The following is a 20,390-nucleotide window of genomic DNA, read 5'->3' as shown; positions in this document are numbered from 1 at the left end:
GATCGGCCCACGTCCTGGACGCCGACCGGGCCCCCCGCCCGATTCAGTCGGTGTCGAGGTCGTAGTCGAACCCATCGCCGTTCTTCTCGGCCTTCCCGCGACCCGGTTTGTCCGAGCGCAGCGCCCCCAGCAGGCCGAGGCCTCCGAACAGGATCAGGCCCACGGCCACGATCCAGCCGGCGTTCAGGTGCACCGAGACGGCCTGGTTGAACAGCCAGACGACCACGATGCCCAGGAAGATCAGGCCGAACGTCAGCGAGACGCCGTCCAGACGGTGCGGTTTCATCGATCCACCCTCACGTCGCCCCATTGCGTGTCCAGATTGAGCTCCAGCTTGCCGCCGCCGGGGCCGTCGGTCCCGTAGTCGGTGATCGTGGTCGAGGTGTTGAACCCGCCGCACGAGGACTCGAAGACCCGGCAGTCACCGCCCTGGATGTGCACGTTGACCGTCACGTCCACCTCCTTCGGCACGGTGATCCGCAGATCACCCGCGCCGACGTGGAACCCGACCACCGTCGGCGTGACCTCCTGGGTCGCGAAGTTCAGCCCGGTGAGGTCGGCGTCGATGTTGCCGAAGTCGGTCGAGTACGACGGGCTCAGCTCGTAGAACGCCTGCGGCGCGATGTTGACGTTGTCGGTGCGGTGCGGCACCGAGGTGCCCGCGGCGGTCGCGATGGCCAGCGCGATGCTCAGCACGGCACCCAGCAGGATCAGCACCCGCGCCCGGCCCAGCCACGCGCCCGTGATCAGGCCCAGGGCGGTGACGGCCAGCGGTACCGCGAAGAACGTGCTCGCCTTGAAGTCGGCCACGGTCACCTCGAGCGCGACCAGGATGCCCAGCGCCAGCACGATCAGCGAGAACGTGATCCGGCCCAGGCGCGACTTCTCCTTGGGCTTCTTCGGCGGCATCGGGGCCAGTCCGGGGTACGGCGACACCGGCACGCCCGGCGGATAGCCCAGACTGGCCGCGTACGGGCTGCTGGACGCGTACGGCCCGTGCGGCGCGAACGGCGGCCGGTACCCCGGCGATCCCCCGGCCGAGAACGGCGGGAGCGGCGGCAGGGGCGGCAACGGCGGCAGCATCGGCGGGCGCGGCGGGAGCACGGCCGGCTTGCTCTCGGCGTACGCGGCGGGCGGCGGCGGGAACCCCGCGTCCGGCTCCTCCGCGGCGGCGGTCTGCGGCACGATCGGCGGCGCGCTCGACATGGTGGGCGCGGGCGTCACGGGCGCCTGCGGCTGCGCGGATGGCGGCCCGAACGAGGGGGCGCCGAACGCCATGGGGCCGAACGCCGCGCCCGGTGCGCCGGGGGCCGGCGGAAACTGCGCGCCCGCCGCGGTGAACGGGTTCGGGCCGGCGTTGGGCACGGCCGGCGGGACGTACGGGCCGGGTGGCGGTTGCTGTTGCTGACCACCTCCCTGCTGACCGCGCACGACCAGGGCGACCACGCCGATGACGATCGCCAGGCCGACCAGCGCGGCCCCGAAGTTCTGGGACATGACCAGCAGGAACGCGAGCACCGCGCAGACCCCGATGACGATCGCCAGCGGCGCCGAGGTGCCCGAGCGGCCGCGGCCGAGCAGGGCCTCCAGCGGCGAGCCGGTGTCGCCCTCAGCCGGCAGCAGGAGCCAGCCGAGGAGGTACGCCACGATGCTCACGCCCCCCGCCAGCGTCAGCACGGCGAAGATCACGCGCCACAGGGTGGGGTCGGTGTTGGTGGCCCGGCCGATCGCGGCGCAGACACCGGCCACGTACCGGCCCTGCTGCGGGCGGACGAGCAGGTTCCGGTTGAACCCGGCGCTGCCGAACCCACCGAACGGCGGCTGGTTCGGCCCGCCCGCACCGAACGGCGGCGGCACCGCACCCGGCGGGGGCGGCGGCGGGGTTTCTCCGGTCGGCGGCGCTGACGGCTTTTCCGTCTCTTCGGCCGGCCACTCGAAGGTCGACGACGGGCTGGACGTCGCGTAGTCGGCCTCGAAGCTGGGCCCTTTATCCGGTTCGTCAGTTTTTGCGGGCTTTTCCGCGTCGAGCTCGACGGTGGTGTGCTCGACGGGGGTGTCGGTCTGTTCCTCCGCCGGCTCCGCGGCGGCGTTGCGGGCCGGCTCGTCGGCGGCAGGCGGGTTCGTCATGCCATCCATGCTCGCGGAGTCCCGGGGTCCGGCGCCTCAGGCATCGACCCTGAAGCCACCCTGATTCTGCGGCTCCGGGGCGCTCGGAGTGGTTTCGGGCCGTCCATTCGTGTGACGATTCTCGGGTGAGCAGCCCAGTCCCCGTCCGCCGCCTGTACCGCGAACCCGCCGACCGGGTCGTCGGAGGCGTCGCCGCGGGCATCGCCGCGCACCTGGGCGCCTCGGTGCTCCTGGTGCGGGTGGCGTTCGTGGTGCTCGCGGCGTTCAACGGGCTCGGCGCGCTGCTCTACGCCGCGTTCTGGGCCGTCCTGCCGATGCCCCCGCACGGGCGCCACGGCGGGCGCAACGTCAACCAGCTGTTCTCGTTCCTCGCGCTCGGCATCGGCATCGTGGTGCTGCGCCTGATGGTCCAGCCCGACGGCAGCGTGTCCTCGGTGATCGGCTGGCTCGCCGCGGTCATCGCGCTCGGCGCCGGCATCATCTGGCACCAGGCCGACCCGAAGCGCCGCGAGCGCTGGTCCGCGACCGTGCCCGGGATGCCGTGGCTGGGCGCGGCGATGGACACCAACCGCAAGTCGTACCTCGTGCGCTTCGTCGGCGGCGGCCTGCTCGTCGTCGCGGGGATCATCGGCGTGTTCGTGGTGGGCGTGTTCCCGCTGCGCAACGTCCCCTTCTCCTCCATCGGGTACGGCCTCGGCTTCGCCGCCGTCGCGCTGGCCGGCGTGGGGCTGGCCCTGGCGCCGCTGCTGTACCGGATGTTCACCCAGCTCAGCGCCGAGCGCGAGGCCCGGGTGCGGGAGCAGGAGCGGGCCGAGCTGGCGGCGATGATCCACGACCAGGTGCTGCACACGCTCGCCCTGATCCAGCGCAACGCCGGGGACCTCAAGGAGGTACAACGGCTGGCCAGGGGGCAGGAGCGGACGCTGCGCAACTGGCTGTACAAGCCGACCGCCTCGCCGGTGGAGAAGCTCAGCGCGGCGCTGGAGGAGGCGTCGGCCGAGGTCGAGGACACCTTCGCGGTGGCCGTGGAGACCGTGGTCGTCGGGGACATGGACGTCGACGAGAAGGTCGGCGCGATCGTCGCGGCCGCCCGCGAGGCGCTGGTCAACGCGGCCAAGCACGCCAAGGTGCAGACGATTTCGCTGTACGCCGAGGTCGAACCCGACTGCGTCAGCGTCTTCGTGCGCGACCGGGGCGCCGGCTTCGACCTGGCCGCGGTGGACGACGACCGGCACGGCGTGCGCGGCTCGATCGTCCTGCGCATGCAGCGCCACGGCGGCAAGGCGGAGATCCGCAGTACGCCGGGGGAGGGCACCGAGGTCCGCCTCAGCATGCCCGTCGACAGCGAGGCCCGTCGCCGCAAGAGCGCGGCCCACAGCGAAAGCGGAGAGAAATGAGCACCGAAGAGACCACCCAGCGCCTGCGCGTGTTCCTGGTCGACGACCACGCGATGTTCCGCGCCGGCGTCCGCGCCGAGCTCGGCCTGCACGTCGACGTGGTCGGCGAGGCCAGCGCCGTGGCCGAGGCGGTCCAGAAGATTACCGCCCTGGAACCCGACGTGGTCCTGCTCGACGTCCACATGCCCGACGGCGGCGGCCGCGCGGTCCTCGACGCCATGCGCCGCACCCACCCCAACGTCCGCTTCCTGGCCCTGTCGGTCTCCGACGCCGCCGAGGACGTCATCGGCCTGATCCGCGCGGGCGCCCGCGGCTACGTCACCAAGACCATCTCCCCGGACGAGCTGGCCGACGCCATCCGCCGCGTGGCCGACGGCGACGCCGTGTTCTCGCCGCGCCTGGCCGGCTTCGTGCTGGACGCCTTCGCCGCCCGCCCCGACACTCCCGTCGCCGACCCGGAGCTGGATCAGCTGACCAACCGCGAGCGCGAGGTGCTGCGGCTGCTGGCCCGGGGGTACGCGTACAAGGAGATCGCCAAGGAGCTCTTCATCTCCATCAAGACCGTCGAGACGCACGTGTCCAATGTCCTGCGGAAGCTGCAGATGTCGAACCGGTATGAGCTGTCGCGGTGGGCGGCGGACCGGCGTCTGGTCTGAGCGGTTTTGCCCCGATAAGTCGGGCGCTGGCGCGCGGCAACTTAGGGAGACCGTCAATAGGGTGGAATCGGGACGTAGGTACGGGAATGGGCACAGGCATCGGTCGATCGTGGGAGTTCTCTACGCTCCGCGACTGACCTGGGGATGCCTGTGCCCGTGCTTGCATCATCGCTGCTGGAACCGATCTGGATCGAGATCGCCGCGCTGTTACCCGTCCGGGGTGAGTTCGATCCCACGCATCCGCTGGGCTGTCACCGGCGGCGGGTGCCGGACCGGGTGGTGTTCGAGCACGTCATCGCTGCCTTGGTCCACGGATCGGGTTACGAGCGGATCGCCGGTCCGGGCTGCTCGGACTCGACGATCCGCCGCCGGCTGCGGTCGTGGGCGTCGGCCGGCCTGGGCGGGCACGTGCATGCGCTGGTCCTGGCCGCGTTCGACCGGATGATCGGGCTGCAGCTGAGCGATCTGGCTGTGGACGGGTGTAGCACCAAGGCGGTGGCGGGCGGCGCGCACGTGGGCCGGTCACCGGTCGACCGGGGCAAAGGCGGCCGGGGCAAAGGCGGCCGGGGCAAAGGCGGCCGGAAACGGTCGGTGGTCACTGACGGCGGCGGGGTCCCGCTCGGCGTCGTCGCGGCGGGCGCGAACCGGCACGACGGCCCGCTGCTCGGCCCGCTGCTCGGCCCGACCCTCGACGCCGCGGTCAGCTAGGTCGGACCACGCTGGCCGGAGCAGGCGACCACGCCTGGATGAACGGGTTCGGCAAACTCCGCCGACACACCGACCGCCACCCAGCCGTCATCGACTTCTACCACTACCTCGCCGCGGCCCTCGTGACCCTGCGAGCCCTCATCCGCCAAGCCCGCACCCACTACCGATGGACCGGCATGCCCACAGCACGGCGACTCCGATGACACCTACTGACGGTCTTCCTTAGGGAGACCGTCAATAGGGTGGAATCGGGACGTTCGAGGCGAAATGTAGGGCACGGGCACGGGTTCCATCGATCATGGGAGTTCTCTACGCTCCGTGACCGACAGGATGTCCCGTGCCCGTGCTTCCATCATCGCTGCTGGAACCGATCTGGATCGAGTTCGCCGCGCTGTTGCCCGAACGAGGCGAGTACGACCCGACGCACCCGCTGGGCTGTCATCGGCGGCGGGTGCCGGACCGAGTGGTGTTCGAGCATGTCATCGCGGCTCTGGTGCACGGGTCCGGGTACGAGCGCATCGCGGGGCCGGGCTGCTCGGACTCGACGATCCGCCGCCGGTTGCGGTCGTGGGCTGCGGCCGGGCTGGGCGAGCGGGTGCACGCCCTGGTCCTGGCGGCGTTCGACCGGATGATCGGCCTGCAGCTGACCGACCTGGCCGTCGACGGGTGTATCACCAAGGCGGTGTCCGGTGGTGCGCATGTCGGCCGTTCGCCGGTCGACCGGGGCAAAGGCGGCCGGAAACGCTCCGTGGTCACTGACGGCGGCGGGGTCCCGCTCGGCGTCGTCGCGGCCGGAGCGAACCGGCACGACGGACCACTGCTCGGCCCGACCCTCGACGCTGCGATCGACCAGGTCGGACCGCGCTGGCCGGACCTGGTTACGGTGCATCTGGACGCGGGCTACGACTCGATCCCGACCCGGCACCTGCTGGCCGGACGGGGCTGGACCGGCCGGATCTCCCGCCGTGGCCGGCCGGCACCGGTCCAGGCCGGCCGACGCTGGGTAGTGGAAGCCGACCACGCCTGGATGAACGGATTCGGCAAACTGCGCCGCCACACCGACCGCCATCCAGCCGTCATCGACTTCTACCACTACCTCGCCGCCGCCATCGTGACCCTGCGTGCCCTCATCCGCCGCGCCCGAACCCACTACCGATGGACCGGCATGCCGACAACACGACGACTGCAATAACACCTACTGACGGTCTCTCTTATCCGATTTATACCCCGACGGGCGATAAATCCGACATGTCGTGACGCGGAGTGTCCGACATGTCGTTCAAGCGTGTTTTGAGCAGCTTTCGACGGAGCTTTGCTCCAGGCGGTTGCTTCAGGCGGTTGCTTCAGGCCGTCGAGAAGATCGAGTAGCCCTCGGCCAGTCGGCCGTCGGGGAGGCCGCCGGCGCGCGCCACCATGGCGTGCCGCTCGCGCAGCATCTCCTCGAAGCCGTCCAGGTGCGACGTCTGTGACGCGTGGGCCCGCAGGGCCGCCAGCTTGCGCGGGAACGTGTCGGTGATGTCGACGAAGTGGTCGGGGCCGGGGCCGCCGCTGTACCAGATCTCCCGCACCGTCCACGGGTCCAGCCCGATGTCGGTGAACGTGAACGGGTTGCGCGAGTCGGGGTACACCGCGCACGTCGTCGCCTCGCCCGCGGCCAGGTGGTCCGGGTGGCTCGGCCCGGCGATGCGGTCCCAGCGGCGCAGCGGCGAGCTGGTCAGCACGCGGTCGGGCCGGAACCGGCGGATCGCCGCCGTGATGTCCCGGCGCAGCCCGATCGTCGGCTCGAGGACGCCGTCGCGGTACCCGTCGAGGAACTCCACCTGCTTCACGCCCACGGCCGCCGCGGCCGCGCGCTGTTCCGCCTCGCGCAGGATCGGCATCTGCTCGCGGGGCGTGTCGTCGAAGCCGCCCGCGTCGCCCTTGGTGACGAGGAGGTACCCGACCTCGAGGCCGGCGTCGACCCAGGTCGCGATCGTGCCGGCGGAACCGAAGTCGACGTCGTCGGGGTGCGCGAGGACGCACAGCACGCGCTGCACGTCGGTGAGCGGCGCGGCCGAGGGAGGAAAGGTCATGTTCCTATTAGAACCCTTACAGGGGTCCGCGTCCCGCCCGCAGGATCAGCAGCGCCAGCTGGGTGCCGTCGGCGCCGAGCTCCTGGGAGAAGCGCTCGAGGATCTCGCGCTCGCGGGAGAGCACGAGGCGGGTGCCACCGGCGGCGACGCGGGTCTTGCCGACCTCCTGCGAGATCGCGGCGCGTTCCTTCCACAGCGCCACGATGGCCGAGTCGATCTCGTCGATGCGGTTGCGCAGGCCGGCGATGTGCTCGTCCGGGGACGGCTGGGCGTCGGCGGGCTGCTGTTCCATGGTGATGGCGGCCATTTCTCTTCGTCCCTTGTGTACTGGGCCCGGTGCTCCGCCCCCGGGAACGCGAACGCCCCGGGCTTGGAGCCCGGGGCGTCGGTAGGTTTTGCGATCAGGCGCGACCTACGGCTGCCGGGTTCCGGTAGCCGTAAAAAAAGTAGTGCGCCCGCTCGATCACGTTCCCGAGTATGGCACGCCGTCCGAGTCCGCGGGAAGGTCTTCCGCAGGTTGGGACACCGTCGTTTTTCGGTCATCCGTTCGACTCGCCACGGGGCGCGCAGCCGGAAAACTGTCGGTGGGTCGGCGTAGAGTCGCCCCTGCGATGCATGCTCTCTTCGAAGTTCCCCAGTCCCGCCCGCCGCAGCCCGAGGCCCCGGCGGCGCAGTCCAGACCGCCCAGGCGCGACCTGCTGGACGGGCTCAACGGCCCCCAGCGCGACGCGGTGACGCACGAGGGGCAGCCCCTGCTCATCGTGGCCGGCGCCGGGTCCGGCAAGACGAAGGTGCTCACCAGCCGCATCGCCTACCTGCTGGGCGAGCGCCACGTGCACCCGGGCGAGATCATCGCGATCACGTTCACCAACAAGGCCGCCGGCGAGATGAAGGAGCGGGTCGCCAAGCTGGTGGGCAACCGCGCCCGGCTGATGTGGGTGTCCACCTTCCACTCGGCCTGCGTGCGCATCCTGCGCGCCGAGCACGACCACGCCGGGCTCAAGTCGACGTTCTCGATCTACGACGCCGACGACTCGCGCCGCCTCATGCAGCTCGTCGCGCGGGAGCTCGACCTCGACCCGAAGCGCTATCCGGCCCGGGGCCTCGCGACCCAGGTGTCGAACCTGAAGAACGAGCTCGTCGACCCGGAAGCCTTCGCCGGCACCGCGAAGGGGCCGGCCGAGCGGACGCTCGCCGAGGCCTACACGCTGTACCAGCAGCGGTTGACCGAGGCGCACGCGCTCGACTTCGACGACCTGATCATGAAGGTCGTCCACCTGCTGCAGAGCCACCCGGAGGTCGCCGAGAGCTACCGCCGGCGCTTCCGCCACGTGCTCGTGGACGAGTACCAGGACACGAACCACGCGCAGTACATGCTGGTGAAGGAGCTCGTCGGCAGCACGGGCGAGCTGTGTGTGGTGGGCGACGCCGACCAGTCGATCTACGCCTTCCGCGGCGCGACGATCCGCAACATCCTGGAGTTCGAGCGCGACTACCCCAACGCGCACACGATCCTGCTGGAGCAGAACTACCGCTCCACCCAGACCATCCTGTCCGCGGCCAACTCGGTGATCGGGCGCAACACCGACCGCAAGCCCAAGCGGCTGTGGAGCGACCAGGGCGAGGGCGAGCGGATCGTCGGCTACGTGGCCGACACCGAGCACGCCGAGGCCGACTGGGTCGCCCGCGAGATCGACCGGCTCTCCGACGCCGAGGGCGTGCGCCCGGCCGACGTGGCCGTGTTCTACCGGACCAACGCGCAGTCCCGCGTCTTCGAGGAGATGTTCATCCGCTTCGGCCTGCCGTACAAGGTCGTCGGCGGGGTGCGCTTCTACGAGCGCAAGGAGGTCCGCGACGCGCTGGCCTACCTGCGCGCGGTGGTCAACGAGGACGACACGGTGAGCGTCCGCCGGGTGCTCAACACCCCGCGCCGCGGCATCGGCGACCGGGCCGAGGCCTGCGTCGAGGCCCTCGCGAGCCGCGACCGGATCTCGTTCGGCGCGGCCCTGCGCCGGGCGAGCGAGGCCCCGGGCATCTCGACCCGCGCGGTCAACGCGATCGGCGACTTCGTGGCCCTGCTCGACGAGCTGCGCACGCTGGCCGAGACCGCGATGCCCGAGGAGGTGCTGGAGGCCGCGCTGGAGCGCTCCGGCTACCTCGCCGAGATCGAGGAGAGCACCGACCCGCAGGAGGCCGGCCGCGTCGAGAACCTGCAGGAACTGGTGAGCGTGGCCCGGGAGTACACCGAGCGGGCCGAGGCCACCGTGACCGTCGCCGCCGAGCAGGGCGACGCGACCGCCGCGCCGCCGCCGAGCGTCGCCGGGTTCCTGGAGCAGGTCTCGCTCGTCGCCGACGCGGACCAGATCCCGTCCGACGACCCCGACCACACCGGCGTCGTCACGCTGATGACCCTGCACACCGCCAAGGGCCTCGAGTTCCCGGTCGTGTTCCTCACCGGCCTGGAGGACAGCGTCTTCCCGCACCAGCGCGCGATGAGCGACCGCAAGGAGCTGGAGGAGGAGCGCCGCCTGGCCTACGTGGGCATCACCCGGGCCCGGCAGCGGCTCTACATCTCCCGCGCGGTGACCCGCTCGGCCTGGGGCGCGCCCTCCTACAACCCGCCGTCGCGCTTCCTGGAGGAGCTGCCGCCGGAGCTGGTGCGGTGGGAGCGGACGGACGCCGCGTACACGAGCTGGTCGGGCCGCGCCGGCGTCGGCGGCCGCTCGTCGGGCGCGACCCAGTCCCGCACCTCGTCGTTCGTCGGCAACACCCCGAAGGCGGCCCAGCTGGCGGCCAAGCTCGGGCTGGACGCCTCGAAGCTGTCGACGGCGAGCGAACTGCAGCGGGACGTGCCGTCGCTCGCGGTCGGGGACCGGGTCAACCACCAGCGCTACGGGCTCGGCCGGGTGCTGGCCGTCGAGGGCGCCGGGCCGCGCGCGCAGGCCCAGATCGACTTCGGCGAACAGGTGATGTGGATCGTCCTGCGGCACGCGGCGGTCGAGAAGATCTGACGGGGACGGCCCGGCGCGCGGAGGTAAAGCGACGCCAAAGCGGCCAAGCGATGCGAGCGCGCGGGGTAAAGCGACGCCAAAGCGGCCAAGCGATGCGAGCGCGCGGGGTAAAGCGACGCCAAAGCGGCCAAGCGATGCGAGCGCGCGGGGTAAAGCGACGCCAAAGCGGCCAAGCGATGCCGGCGCGCGCCGGTCAACGCTTCAGTGGGTCGCGCCGCGTTCGGCCAGGTCGACGACGTTGGCCAGGAGCATGGCGCGGGTCATGGGGCCGACGCCGCCCGGCATCGGGGCCAGGAAGCCCGCCACCTCGGCCACGTCCGGAGCCACGTCGCCGACGAGACGCGCCTTGCCGGTCTCGTCCACCACGCGGGTCACGCCCACGTCCAGCACGGCCGCGCCCGGCTTGACCATGTCGCGCGTCAGCAGACCCGCCGAGCCGGCGGCCACGATCACGATGTCGGCGTTGCGCGTGTGGGCGGCCAGGTCGCGGGTGCCGGTGTGGCACAGCGTCACCGTGGCGTTCTCGGTCTTGCGCGTGAAGATCAGCCCCAGCGGCCGCCCCGCCGTGGTGCCGCGGCCGATCGCGGTCACCTCGGAACCGTTGATCGGCACGTCGTAGCGGCGCAGGAGCTGGACGATGCCGTGCGGCGTGCACGGCAGCGGGCCCGGGATGTTCAGCACGAGCCGGCCCAGGTTCGTCGGGTGCAGGCCGTCGGCGTCCTTGTCGGGGTCGATGAGCTCCAGGATGCGCTGCTCGTCGAGGCCGGCGGGGAGGGGGAGCTGCACGATGTACCCCGTGCAGGCCGGGTCGGCATTGAGCTCCGCCACGACCGCCTCCACCTCGGCCTGCGTGGCCGTCGCGGGCAGGTCGCGGCGGATCGAGGCGATGCCGACCTCGGCGCAGTCGCGGTGCTTGCCGGCCACGTACGCGTGCGAGCCCGGGTCGTCGCCGACCAGCACGGTGCCCAGGCCGGGGGTGATGCCCCGGGCCGTCAGGGCCGCCACCCGGGCGCGCAGCTCGTCCTTTATGGCGGTGGCCGTCGCCTTACCGTCGAGAATCGTTGCCGTCACGGAACCCGATCCTGCCATTAGAGTGCAGGGCGTGTTGCTCCGGCGCGGCGTTGTCGCCCTCCTCACCCTGTCCGTGCTGGCGGGCTGCGGAGACGACGCGACACCCCAGCCGTTCGTACCGTCGGCGGCGGTGAGCCAGGGCCGCCAGGTCGACGGCGGCGCGGCCGGGCTGCAGGACAAGAGCGCACCGGCCGCCCCGGCCCAGGGCGCGAAGGACAAGGCGACGGCGTTCGTCCAGAAGCAGTCCGGCACGTTCGGGATCATCGTGCGGGACCGGCAGACCGGGCAGACCTGGAGCGCCGGGGACACCAAGGCCACGACCTGGACCGCGTCCACGATCAAGCTGGCGATCGCCACCGACCTGCTCGAGCGGCAGCAGGCCAAGGAGATCACGCTCGCCTCGGCGGACAAGGCGAACCTGGACAAGGCGCTGATCAACTCCGACAACGACGCCGCCACGGCGCTGTGGAACAAGTACGACGGGCCGAACATGCTCGATCGGTTCAAGTCGGCCTATGGGATGGGCGGGCTCAAGGTCATCAGCGGGTACGAAACCTTCTGGCGCAACTTGGAGTGCAGCGCCGAGGACCTGCAGAACCTCATGAGCTATGTGCTGGAGAAGCTGGACCCGACCAGCCGGACCTATCTGGTGACCACGCTGCGCAAGGTGGCGAGCAACCAGCGCTGGGGCGTCTGGGCGGCCGGGTCGGCGCTGAAGCCGGGGAACAAGGACGGCTGGGCCGAGAAGCCGGTCGACGGCAAGAACGTCTGGGTCACGCACACGGTCGGCTTCGCGGGCGACGGCGAGCGGTACGTCGTGGCCGCCATGTACGAGCAGAAGCCCGGCGGCACCCTGGAGAAGGGCGCGCACGCGGTGAGCGACGCGGTGGCGACGTACTTCGGGGCCAAGGTGCCGGCCCCCGTCACGCTGCCGTAAGCGGGGGCCGGCGCAAACCTCAGTGGAAGAAGTGCCGTGTGCCGGTGAAGTACATCGTCACGCCGGCGGCCGTCGCGGCCTCGATGACCTGCTCGTCGCGGATCGAGCCGCCCGGCTGGACGATCGCCTTGACGCCGGCCGCGATGAGCTCCTGCGGACCGTCCGGGAACGGGAAGAACGCGTCGGAGGCGCAGACCGAGCCGGTGACCCGCTCGCCCGCGCGGCTGATCGCCAGGCGCACCGAGTCGACGCGGTTGACCTGGCCCATCCCCACGCCGACGGTCGCCCCGCCGGAGGCGAGCAGGATCGCGTTGGACTTCACGGCGCGCACGGCCCGCCACGCGAAGACCAGGTCGCGCAGGGTCTCCTCGTCGGCGGCGGTGCCGGTGACGAGCCTCCAGTTCTCGAAGGCGTCACCCTCGGCATCGATTCGATCCGCCGCCTGTACGAGCACGCCCCCGGAGATCTGCCGCCGCTCGGACGGCTCCGGGGTCCAGGCCGGGGCCCGCAGCACGCGCAGGTTCTTTTTCGCGGTGAGCAGCTCGAGCGCGTCCGGCTCGTACGCCGGGGCCACCACGACCTCGGTGAAGATCTCGCTGATCTGCTTGGCCAGGTCGGTGGTGACGGGGGCGTTGACCGCGATCACGCCGCCGTACGCGCTGACCGGGTCGCAGGCGTGCGCCTTGCGGTGCGCCTCGGCGACGTCCGCGCCCACCGCGATGCCGCACGGGTTGGCGTGCTTGATGACCGCGACGCAGGGCTCGGCGAAGTCGTGCGCGGCGCGCCAGGCGGCGTCGGCGTCGACGTAGTTGTTGTACGACATCTCCTTGCCGCCGAGCTGCTCGGCCTGGGCCAGGCCGGGAGCGGCGGCCGGGTCGGCGTAGAGCGCGGCCGGCTGGTGCGGGTTCTCGCCGTAGCGCAGCGTCGCCGAGTGCCGCAGCGCCGTGCCCGCGAACCGCTGGTCGTCGCGGGCGAACCAGGCCGCGACCGCCACGTCGTACTCCGCGATGTGCGCGAAGGCCTGCCCGGCCAGGGCGCGGCGCTCGTCGAGGGTGAAGCCGCCGTCGGTGACTGCCTGCAGTACCGAATCGTAGGAAGCGGGCGACGTGACGACCGCGACGCTGGGGAAGTTCTTGGCCGCGGCCCGCACCATGGCCGGCCCGCCGATGTCGATCTGCTCGACGCACTCGTCGTCGGAGGCGCCCGACGCGACCGTGTCGGTGAACGGGTAGAGGTTGGACACGAGCAGCTCGAACGGCTCGATCCCGAGCTCCGCGAGCTGGGCCGCGTGGGCCTCCAGGCGCAGGTCGGCCAGCAGCCCGGCGTGCACCTTCGGGTGCAGCGTCTTGACCCGCCCGTCCAGCGTCTCCGGGAAGCCGGTGAGCTGCTCGACCCGGGTGACCGGCAGGCCCAGGGCCTCGATGCGGCCGGCGGTGGAACCGGTCGAGACCAGCTCGACGCCGGCGCCGGCCAGGGCGCGCGCGAGCTCCTCGAGACCGGTCTTGTCGTAGACGCTGATGAGCGCGCGCCTGATGGGACGGCGGTTAGCCACGGCCCAGCCTGACCTTTCGTTCGTTGACGGTCCAGCCGTCGCGCACCATCCGCCCGACCGTGTCGACCAGCTGGCGGCGCTCGGCCACTTTGATCCGCTCCAGCAGCGTGTCCTCGGTGTCGTCGTCGAGGACGGGCACCGCGACCTGCGCGATGATGGCCCCGGTGTCGACGCCGCTGTCGACGAAGTGCAGCGTGGCGCCGGCGAGCTTCACGCCGTAGGCGAGCGCGTCGCGGGGCCCGTGCGTGCCGGGGAACGCCGGGAGCAGGGCGTTGTGGGTGTTCACATAGCGGCCCTCGTACTCCCCGAGGAACCGCGGCCCGACCAGCTTCATGAAGCCGGCGGAGACGATCAGGTCCGGCTTGAACCGGGAGCACTCGGCCAGCAGCGTGGCGTCCCATTCGTCACGGGTGGGAAAGTCGCCCACCCGCGCGACGAACGTGGGCACGCCGCTACGCTCCGCACGCGCCAGGCCCTCGATGCCCGGGCGGTCCGCGCCGACCCCGACCACCTCGGCGCCGTAGGCCGGGTCGGCGGCCGCGTCGAGCAGGGCCTGCAGGTTTGACCCGGAACCGGACACGAGCACGACAAGCCGAGATGTCACCACGAAACTCTATCGGCCAGGTCGCCCCTGCTCAGCGGCGGGTCGGACGGCAATTCGGATGATTCTGGACAATTGCCAGGCATCTGTGGTCCAGTTATCGATACTCCACCCGTTTAGCGCTGCGCAGAGTTGATCGGGGCAAGTAGGCTGCCGGGGTTCCGTATCCCCTCGGGACTACCCTGGTGCAACCACCACGAAGCGATAGTCCCCAGTTTTAGGAGCCATCAGTCATGGGCTACCCACCACCGGGCCAGGATCCGTACGGGCAGCAGCCCAACCAGGATCCCTACGGTCAGCAGCCGCAGTACGGCGGCCAGCAGCCCCAGTACGGCCAGCCCCAGCAGCAGCCCGGGTACCAGGACCCGTACGCGCAGCCGCAGCAGCCCGCGTACCAGGACCCGTACGCGCAGCCGCAGCAGCCGGCCTACCAGGACCCGTACGCGCAGCAGCCGCCGGTCTCCGGCACGCCGTACCCGACCTCGGGCGGGGCCTACCCCACCTCGGGTGGCGCCTACCCGACCTCCGGCGGGGCGTACCCGCAGGGCGGCTACCAGCAGGGCTACGGCGCGCCCGCGCAGCCGCAGAACACGCTGGGCCTGGTCGGCATGATCCTGGGCATCGCGGCCATCCCGCTGCTGTGCTGCTTCAACATCGGCCTGCCGCTGGGTATCGCCGCGGTGATCGTCAGCTACCTCGGCATGAACAAGGTCAAGCAGGGGCTCGCGAACAACCGCAGCCAGGCGCTGGCCGGTCTCATCTGCGGTGGCGTGGCCGTCGGCCTCTGGGTGATCCTGCTCATCCTGTCGCTGACGCTGAACCTGACCACGTCGTACGGCGGGATCTGATCCCTCCGGATCGTCGTTGAAAGGGCGCGCGAGTTCCTACTCGCGCGCCTTTTTCGCGCGTAGGGCGAGTTTGGTCGCCGCGGTGGACAGCAGCGCGCCGATCGCGATCATGAACATGGCGACGAACCCGACGGCGCCCGCGTGCGGCCCGATGTCGGCCAGCCCGTCCGCGCCGAGCGATCCGCCGGCCGCGGCGCTCACCAGGGCCAGCACCACACCCGCGACCGGACCGGCCAGGACCGCCGCCCCGAGCAGCGGGAACCACGAGCGCTCGGGATCGCTGCGCAGCGACCGCCGGGCCAGCAGCCAGCCCGCGATCAGCGCCGCGAGCAGCGGCAAGCCGAGCAGCAGCGGGGCGTACCCGGTGGCGGGCGTCGAGGGAAGACCGGCCAGCAGCGGCACCGCGGGCAGGGTCCCCACGCTCACGTGGGCGGCGCTGATGAACGTCTCCGAGCCGATCGTGAACCCCGGCCCGACCAGGTAGCTCGCCGCCCACACGGCCACGTCCGGGGCGAAGAACCCGCACACGATCACGAGGCCGATCTGCCCGGCGATGCCCGTGTGGTAGTCATCGATGATCTGGCTCGCGTCGCCGCCGCTGACCGCGACCGCCATGCCCGTCGTCGCGGCGCCGGCCCCGAGCACGAGCAGCGCGGCGACGAGCCCGGTGCGGGTGGCGTCGCGCAGCACCCGCGGCGTGCGGGCGGCCAGCCGGGCGATGCCGCGGGCCTCCGCGAACGCCCCCAGCGAGCCCGCGACCAGGCCGAAGCCGCCGAACGTGAGCGCCGCGCGGACCAGCGACACGTCGACGTCCCGGTGGTCGGCGAGCGTGGCGGCGAGGGTGCCGAGGGCGCTGTACACGATGCCGATGGCGAGACCGGCGCGCGCGGCCGGCCACGGGGACCACGGCGTGCGCTTGTGGTGCGCGCGGGCGCCGATCGCGCGGGCCGTGTGCACCCCGGCGCGGTAGACCCGCCAGGCGGCGACGGCGGTGAGCCCCAGGGGCGCCAGGCTGATCGGGCCGATTCCCGTCTGCAACGGTACCCAATGGGCCAGCACCCACCCCGCCAGCCCGAGCCGCAGCGTCTCCCCGAGCGGGGTGCCGGAGCTGTCGGAGGCGAACAGGCCCCAGACGAGGAGCATGGTCGGTACCAGGGAAACCAGCGCGGCCCAGAGGGAGTTGACCACCGCGGCGAGGGCGAGGGGGGCACGGCGAGCCGGGCGCTTGGCGGGGTCCTTGCCTCGCACCGCGCGCCGCTGGATCGGCAGCTTGACGGTCTCGCGGTCGGCGAGCCGGGTCTGCGCCCCTTCTTCCGGGTCCTCAGGGGTAGGGGTGGTCGGCATCGCTCTTTACTTTGCCAAAGACCGGACGGCCGGTCACTAACCCCGGCCGTCCGGACCTGCGCGGTCTTTTTGTTCAGAGGGCGGTGACGATGTCCCGCATGAGGTTGGCCGTCTCGGTCGGCGTCTTGCCGACCGCGACACCGGCCGCCTCGAGCGCGAGCTTCTTGGCGTCCGCGGTGCCCGCCGAGCCCGAGATGATCGCGCCGGCGTGGCCCATGGTCTTGCCGGGCGGGGCGGTGAAGCCCGCGATGTAGCCGACGACCGGCTTGCGCACGTTGGACTTGATGAAGTCCGCGGCCCGCTCCTCGGCGTCGCCGCCGATCTCGCCGATCATGACGATCGCCGCGGTCTCCGGGTCCGCCTCGAACGCGGCCAGCGCGTCGATGTGCGTGGTGCCGATGACCGGGTCGCCGCCGATGCCGATGGCCGTCGAGAAGCCGATGTCCCGAAGTTCATACATCATCTGGTACGTCAGGGTGCCCGACTTGCTCACCAGGCCGATCTTGCCCGGGCCGGAGATGTCGGCCGGGATGATGCCGGCGTTGGACTTGCCCGGGCTGGCGATGCCGGGGCAGTTCGGGCCGATGATCCGCGTCGCGTTGCCGGTGGCCTGGGCGTGCGCCCAGAAGTACGCGGTGTCGTGCACCGGCACGCCCTCGGTGATGACCACGGCGAGCGGGATCCGCGCGTCGATCGCCTCGATCGCGGCCGCCTTGGTGAAGGCCGGCGGGACGAAGATGACGCTGGTGTCGGCGCCCGTCTGGTCCATCGCCTCCTTCACGTTGGCGAACACCGGCAGCTTGGTGCCGTCGAAGTCGACCTGCTGGCCCGCCTTGCGCGGGTTCACGCCGCCGACGATGTCCGTGCCCGCGGCGAGCATGCGCCGGGTGTGCTTGGAGCCCTCGGCGCCGGTCATGCCCTGGACGATGACCTTGCTGGACTCGGTCAGCCATACCGCCATGGTCGTTACACCCCACTCGCTGCGAGCTCGGCGGCCCGGCGGGCCGCGCCGTCCATCGTGTCCACCCGCTCGATCAGCGGGTTGGCGGCCTCGTCGAGGATGCGGCGACCCTCTTCGGCGTTGTTGCCGTCGAGGCGGACCACGAGCGGCTTGGTGACGGCCTCGCCGCGGTCCTTGAGCAGCTGCAGGGCCTGCACGATGCCGTTGGCGACGGCGTCGCAGGCGGTGATGCCGCCGAAGACGTTCACGAAGACGCTCTTGACGTCGGCGTCGCCCAGCACGATCTCCAGGCCGTTGGCCATGACCTGGGCGCTGGCGCCGCCGCCGATGTCGAGGAAGTTGGCCGGCTTGCTGCCGAGGCCCTCGCCCGCGTACGCGACGACGTCGAGGGTCGACATGACCAGGCCCGCGCCGTTGCCGATGATGCCGACGTTGCCGTCGAGCTTCACGTAGTTGAGGTTCTTCTCCTTGGCCGCCTGCTCCAGCGGGTCGGCCGCCGCCTTGTCCTCCAGCTCCTCGTGCTCGGGCTGGCGGAAGTCGGCGTTGGCGTCCAGCGTGACCTTGGCGTCCAGGCACAGCACGGTGCCGTCGGTCGTCTTGGCCAGCGGGTTCACCTCGACCAGCGTGGCGTCCTCGGCGACGAACGCCTGCCACAGCTTGACCGCGATCGCGACGACCTGGTCGGCCACCTCGGCCGGGAACTGGGCCTGCTCGACGATCTGCCGCGCGAGCGCCTCGTCGACGCCCTTGACCGCGTCGATGGCGACCTTGGCCACCTTCTCGGGCGCGTCGTGCGCGACGGTCTCGATCTCCATGCCGCCCGCGACGCTGGCGATGCACAGGAACGTGCGGTTCGCCCGGTCGAGCAGGTACGAGAAGTAGTACTCCTCGGCGATGTCGGCCGTCGTGGTGACCATCACCTTGTGGACCGTGTGGCCCTTGATGTCCATGCCGAGGATGTTGGTCGCGTGCGCGGTGGCCTCGTCGGCCCCCTCCGCGAGCTTGACGCCGCCCGCCTTGCCGCGGCCGCCGACCTTCACCTGGGCTTTGATGACGACCCGGCCGCCGAGTTCTTCGGCGATCGCCCGGGCCTCGTCAGGGGTCTCGGCGACACCGCCGCCCAGCACGGGGAGCCCGTGCTTGGCGAAGAGGGCGCGCCCCTGGTACTCGTACAGGTCCACAGTTGGTCCCGTTCCGTCAACCGTGCCGCCTGCCCCATCGCGAGGACGGCTCAACGCTTCGCAGCCTAACCAGGCCGTCACCCTCCAGCACCGCGCGGGTCTTTGATGTGCCCCATTCCACTTTCACTTCCGGGGGACAAGCACCTTGGCGCGTAACCCCCGCCGGGGCCCGTCGTTGAGAGCAGTGTCGGCCCGCCCACGGGGAAAACCCGAAGGCGAGGCCGGCACCAAAACGGCCGATGCCCTGTCGGTCGAGGGGTGGCGGCGGGGCATCGTGCGATAGAGGGGCCGGACGTGTGAGGGGTGCGTCCGGCCCCTCGCCCTTTTCTTTTGTTGTTTCTTTATGCGGCCGCGAGATTCTTCTGCGCCCATTCGACAATGGCCTGCGTCGTGGCGCCCGGGGTGAAGATGGCGGCGACACCGAGACGCTCGAGCTCGGGCAGGTCCTCGTCGGGAATGATGCCGCCCCCGAAGACGGTGACGTCGGCGGCGCCCCGCTCGGCCAGCAGCTCGATGACCCGGCGGAACAGGGTCATGTGCGCGCCCGACAGCACCGAGAGCCCGACGGCGTCGGCGTCCTCCTGGATGGCGGTCTCCACGATCTGCTCAGGCGTCTGATGCAGCCCCGTGTAGATGACCTCCATGCCGGCGTCCCGCAGCGCCCGGGCAACGATCTTGACGCCTCGATCATGTCCGTCGAGGCCAGGCTTGGCGATGACGACGCGGGTCCGCGCGCTCATCCTCACGGTCCTTCCCGGCCGTTCGTGGCGGCCACTGGGGGAGCTCCCGGCTGGGTCGCGGGAGCCCTCAGCCCGAAGGTACCGCACCCGGCCGCCCCCGCGCGGTTCGCGACCTGACCGCCAACGACCGCCCGGGAATGCGGTTACGCACAACCATTCCGACGGGCAAAAACGCCCCCTAATTCCGGCGCGGCGCGCGGATCGGCTTGTGCGGACGATTCGGGCATGACTACCGTAGCGTTCGGTTTCGCCCATTCTTGATGCATATTCACAATTCGTCGAATGATTTCGGCCCCGGACCCGGAGGTTCCCGCGTTGCCTTCAGCAACCGAGCGCGCGAACTACCGCGGCCGCCGGCGCCTGGAAAGCCCCCGCAGCCGCCTCCTGGCCGTGGTCACGACGGCGCTGGTCGCCTCGGGCGTGGTTGCCCTCGGCACCGCGACCACCCTGGAGTCCCACACCGACGGCCTGACCATGGAGTCGGCGGGCAGCTACGACGACATCACCACCCGCTCCGGCGACCGGGCCAGCCGAGCCGACCTGCACGGCACGGTCTCGACGGCCAACCAGCCGGCCCCGGACGTCTGGATGCTCCCCCTGCACAAATACACCCTGACCTCCTTCTACGGAGAGCGCTGGGGCCGCCTCCACCCAGGCGTGGACCTGGGCGCGGCCCAGGGCACCCCGTTCACCGCGGCCGCAGCGGGCAAGGTCATCCTGTGCCGCTGGAACGCCGGCTACGGCAACAACGTAATGATCGACCACGGCGACGGCATCGTGACCGTGTACGGCCACGCCTCAAAGCTCCTGTGCAAGGAAGGCCAACAGGTCAAGGCCGGCGACCGCCTGGCCCTGGTCGGGAACACGGGCCATTCGTTCGGCTCCCACCTCCACTTCGAGGTACGCGAGAACGACCGCCCAATCGAACCCTTGGCCTTCATGCGCAAACACGGCGTAGACATCCAAAAACACACCGAGGCGATCTACTCGTAAAAGGGCCGCCGCTCTCAGTTCTGAAGATCTCCCACAGCACCGTCTCAATGGTGCGCCCTCAAAACGTCTCGCCTGCCCGGGGCTCAGCGCGCGGGCCCGCTGACACGTCTCCATTTCACAGCGTCTCAGTGCTGCGTTCTCTTACCCCGGCCCCCCGGCCCCCCCGGCCCCCCTGCCCCCGGCCCCCCCCG

18 protein-coding genes and 1 pseudogene are annotated in these 20,390 nt (G+C 71.2%); 8 read left to right on the top strand and 11 right to left on the bottom strand.

Annotated features, from left to right (window positions below; all coding sequences use genetic code 11):
- Positions 1-43: 43 nt before the first annotated feature.
- Positions 44-286 carry a hypothetical protein gene (locus ACQPZ4_RS47605; protein WP_433052297.1) on the bottom strand — a complete coding sequence of 81 codons (243 nt, stop codon included), beginning with the start codon at positions 284-286 and terminating at the stop codon, positions 44-46.
- The gene (locus ACQPZ4_RS47600) at positions 283-2,127 is read right to left on the bottom strand and encodes a PspC domain-containing protein (protein ID WP_433052294.1); all 1,845 of its coding nucleotides are present in this window, start codon (positions 2,125-2,127) and stop codon (positions 283-285) included. The genes ACQPZ4_RS47605 and ACQPZ4_RS47600 overlap by 4 nt, the downstream gene beginning before the upstream one ends.
- Positions 2,128-2,252: 125 nt before the next feature.
- On the opposite strand from ACQPZ4_RS47600, the gene ACQPZ4_RS47595 reads away from it, so the two are divergent.
- From ACQPZ4_RS47595 to ACQPZ4_RS47580, 4 genes and pseudogenes are all read left to right on the top strand, one after another.
- Positions 2,253-3,524: an ATP-binding protein gene (locus ACQPZ4_RS47595; protein WP_433052291.1), complete on the top strand. Its 1,272-nt coding sequence runs from the start codon at positions 2,253-2,255 to the stop codon at positions 3,522-3,524.
- Positions 3,521-4,180 carry a response regulator gene (locus ACQPZ4_RS47590; RefSeq protein ID WP_433052288.1) on the top strand — a complete coding sequence of 220 codons (660 nt, stop codon included), beginning with the start codon at positions 3,521-3,523 and terminating at the stop codon, positions 4,178-4,180. Before ACQPZ4_RS47595 ends, ACQPZ4_RS47590 begins: the two co-directional genes overlap by 4 nt.
- Positions 4,181-4,330: 150 nt before the next feature.
- Positions 4,331-5,091: pseudogene (locus tag ACQPZ4_RS47585) on the top strand (transposase).
- 134 nt (positions 5,092-5,225) lie between these two features.
- Positions 5,226-6,080 carry an IS5 family transposase gene (locus ACQPZ4_RS47580; RefSeq protein WP_433052285.1) on the top strand — a complete coding sequence of 285 codons (855 nt, stop codon included), beginning with the start codon at positions 5,226-5,228 and terminating at the stop codon, positions 6,078-6,080.
- A 151-nt stretch (positions 6,081-6,231) separates the two neighbouring features.
- Here ACQPZ4_RS47580 and ACQPZ4_RS47575 read toward each other — a convergent pair whose 3' ends face one another.
- Together ACQPZ4_RS47575 and ACQPZ4_RS47570 are read right to left on the bottom strand one after the other, a co-directional pair.
- Positions 6,232-6,960: a PIG-L deacetylase family protein gene (locus ACQPZ4_RS47575; RefSeq protein ID WP_433052282.1), complete on the bottom strand. Its 729-nt coding sequence runs from the start codon at positions 6,958-6,960 to the stop codon at positions 6,232-6,234.
- A 16-nt stretch (positions 6,961-6,976) separates the two neighbouring features.
- Positions 6,977-7,267 (bottom strand): chorismate mutase, encoded by a 291-nt coding sequence (locus ACQPZ4_RS47570; RefSeq protein ID WP_433052279.1) that lies wholly within the window; start codon positions 7,265-7,267, stop codon positions 6,977-6,979.
- 304 nt (positions 7,268-7,571) lie between these two features.
- On the opposite strand from ACQPZ4_RS47570, the gene pcrA reads away from it, so the two are divergent.
- Positions 7,572-9,971 carry a DNA helicase PcrA gene (pcrA, locus tag ACQPZ4_RS47565; protein WP_433052276.1) on the top strand — a complete coding sequence of 800 codons (2,400 nt, stop codon included), beginning with the start codon at positions 7,572-7,574 and terminating at the stop codon, positions 9,969-9,971.
- 201 nt (positions 9,972-10,172) lie between these two features.
- Here pcrA and ACQPZ4_RS47560 read toward each other — a convergent pair whose 3' ends face one another.
- Positions 10,173-11,042 carry a bifunctional methylenetetrahydrofolate dehydrogenase/methenyltetrahydrofolate cyclohydrolase gene (locus ACQPZ4_RS47560; protein WP_433052273.1) on the bottom strand — a complete coding sequence of 290 codons (870 nt, stop codon included), beginning with the start codon at positions 11,040-11,042 and terminating at the stop codon, positions 10,173-10,175.
- Between the two features lie 31 nt (positions 11,043-11,073).
- Here ACQPZ4_RS47560 and ACQPZ4_RS47555 point away from each other — a divergent pair, with 31 nt between their 5' ends.
- Positions 11,074-11,979: a serine hydrolase gene (locus ACQPZ4_RS47555; RefSeq protein WP_433052270.1), complete on the top strand. Its 906-nt coding sequence runs from the start codon at positions 11,074-11,076 to the stop codon at positions 11,977-11,979.
- A gap of 19 nt (positions 11,980-11,998) precedes the next feature.
- Here the strand turns inward: ACQPZ4_RS47555 and purH are convergent, their stop codons facing one another.
- Both purH and purN read right to left on the bottom strand, forming a co-directional pair.
- A complete protein-coding gene (purH, locus tag ACQPZ4_RS47550) occupies positions 11,999-13,531 on the bottom strand; it encodes a bifunctional phosphoribosylaminoimidazolecarboxamide formyltransferase/IMP cyclohydrolase (protein WP_433052267.1) in 1,533 nt (510 codons plus the stop codon).
- Entirely contained in the window at positions 13,524-14,135 is a 612-nt protein-coding gene (purN, locus tag ACQPZ4_RS47545; RefSeq protein WP_433052264.1) for a phosphoribosylglycinamide formyltransferase, read from the bottom strand. Before purN ends, purH begins: the two co-directional genes overlap by 8 nt.
- A gap of 230 nt (positions 14,136-14,365) precedes the next feature.
- Between purN and ACQPZ4_RS47540 the strand changes: the two genes are divergently transcribed.
- Positions 14,366-14,980 carry a DUF4190 domain-containing protein gene (locus tag ACQPZ4_RS47540; protein WP_433052261.1) on the top strand — a complete coding sequence of 205 codons (615 nt, stop codon included), beginning with the start codon at positions 14,366-14,368 and terminating at the stop codon, positions 14,978-14,980.
- Positions 14,981-15,016: 36 nt separating this feature from the next.
- Here ACQPZ4_RS47540 and ACQPZ4_RS47535 read toward each other — a convergent pair whose 3' ends face one another.
- The 4 genes from ACQPZ4_RS47535 to ACQPZ4_RS47520 form a co-directional block, all read right to left on the bottom strand.
- A complete protein-coding gene (locus ACQPZ4_RS47535; RefSeq protein WP_433052258.1) occupies positions 15,017-16,324 on the bottom strand; it encodes a cell division protein PerM in 1,308 nt (435 codons plus the stop codon).
- A gap of 73 nt (positions 16,325-16,397) precedes the next feature.
- Entirely contained in the window at positions 16,398-17,285 is an 888-nt protein-coding gene (gene sucD / locus ACQPZ4_RS47530; protein ID WP_433052255.1) for a succinate--CoA ligase subunit alpha, read from the bottom strand.
- Between the two features lie 5 nt (positions 17,286-17,290).
- Positions 17,291-18,466 carry an ADP-forming succinate--CoA ligase subunit beta gene (gene sucC, locus ACQPZ4_RS47525; protein WP_433052252.1) on the bottom strand — a complete coding sequence of 392 codons (1,176 nt, stop codon included), beginning with the start codon at positions 18,464-18,466 and terminating at the stop codon, positions 17,291-17,293.
- 341 nt (positions 18,467-18,807) lie between these two features.
- Positions 18,808-19,206 carry a cobalamin B12-binding domain-containing protein gene (locus ACQPZ4_RS47520; protein ID WP_433052249.1) on the bottom strand — a complete coding sequence of 133 codons (399 nt, stop codon included), beginning with the start codon at positions 19,204-19,206 and terminating at the stop codon, positions 18,808-18,810.
- A 282-nt stretch (positions 19,207-19,488) separates the two neighbouring features.
- Between ACQPZ4_RS47520 and ACQPZ4_RS47515 the strand changes: the two genes are divergently transcribed.
- On the top strand, positions 19,489-20,199 hold the full coding sequence (locus ACQPZ4_RS47515) for a M23 family metallopeptidase (protein WP_433052246.1): 711 nt from the start codon (positions 19,489-19,491) through the stop codon (positions 20,197-20,199).
- The last annotated feature ends 191 nt before the right edge of the window (positions 20,200-20,390 follow it).

The organism is Dactylosporangium sp. CS-033363, assembly GCF_050942475.1.
Lineage (GTDB): Bacteria > Actinomycetota > Actinomycetes > Mycobacteriales > Micromonosporaceae > Dactylosporangium.
Note: the sequence above shows the minus strand (reverse complement) of the source record. Positions and strands in the feature narration are given on the sequence as shown.

What these genes read in the sequence shown, in the direction of transcription:
- ACQPZ4_RS47605 (WP_433052297.1), bottom strand. Translation starts at nt 286, where the DNA reads ATGAAACCGCACCGTCTGGACGGCGTCTCGCTGACGTTCGGCCTGATC.
- ACQPZ4_RS47600 (WP_433052294.1), bottom strand. Translation starts at nt 2,127, where the DNA reads ATGACGAACCCGCCTGCCGCCGACGAGCCGGCCCGCAACGCCGCCGCG.
- ACQPZ4_RS47590 (WP_433052288.1), top strand. Translation starts at nt 3,521, where the DNA reads ATGAGCACCGAAGAGACCACCCAGCGCCTGCGCGTGTTCCTGGTCGAC.
- ACQPZ4_RS47575 (WP_433052282.1), bottom strand. Translation starts at nt 6,960, where the DNA reads ATGACCTTTCCTCCCTCGGCCGCGCCGCTCACCGACGTGCAGCGCGTG.
- ACQPZ4_RS47570 (WP_433052279.1), bottom strand. Translation starts at nt 7,267, where the DNA reads ATGGCCGCCATCACCATGGAACAGCAGCCCGCCGACGCCCAGCCGTCC.
- pcrA (WP_433052276.1), top strand. Translation starts at nt 7,572, where the DNA reads ATGCATGCTCTCTTCGAAGTTCCCCAGTCCCGCCCGCCGCAGCCCGAG.
- ACQPZ4_RS47540 (WP_433052261.1), top strand. Translation starts at nt 14,366, where the DNA reads ATGGGCTACCCACCACCGGGCCAGGATCCGTACGGGCAGCAGCCCAAC.
- ACQPZ4_RS47535 (WP_433052258.1), bottom strand. Translation starts at nt 16,324, where the DNA reads ATGCCGACCACCCCTACCCCTGAGGACCCGGAAGAAGGGGCGCAGACC.
- sucD (WP_433052255.1), bottom strand. Translation starts at nt 17,285, where the DNA reads ATGGCGGTATGGCTGACCGAGTCCAGCAAGGTCATCGTCCAGGGCATG.
- ACQPZ4_RS47520 (WP_433052249.1), bottom strand. Translation starts at nt 19,206, where the DNA reads ATGAGCGCGCGGACCCGCGTCGTCATCGCCAAGCCTGGCCTCGACGGA.
- ACQPZ4_RS47515 (WP_433052246.1), top strand. Translation starts at nt 19,489, where the DNA reads ATGATTTCGGCCCCGGACCCGGAGGTTCCCGCGTTGCCTTCAGCAACC.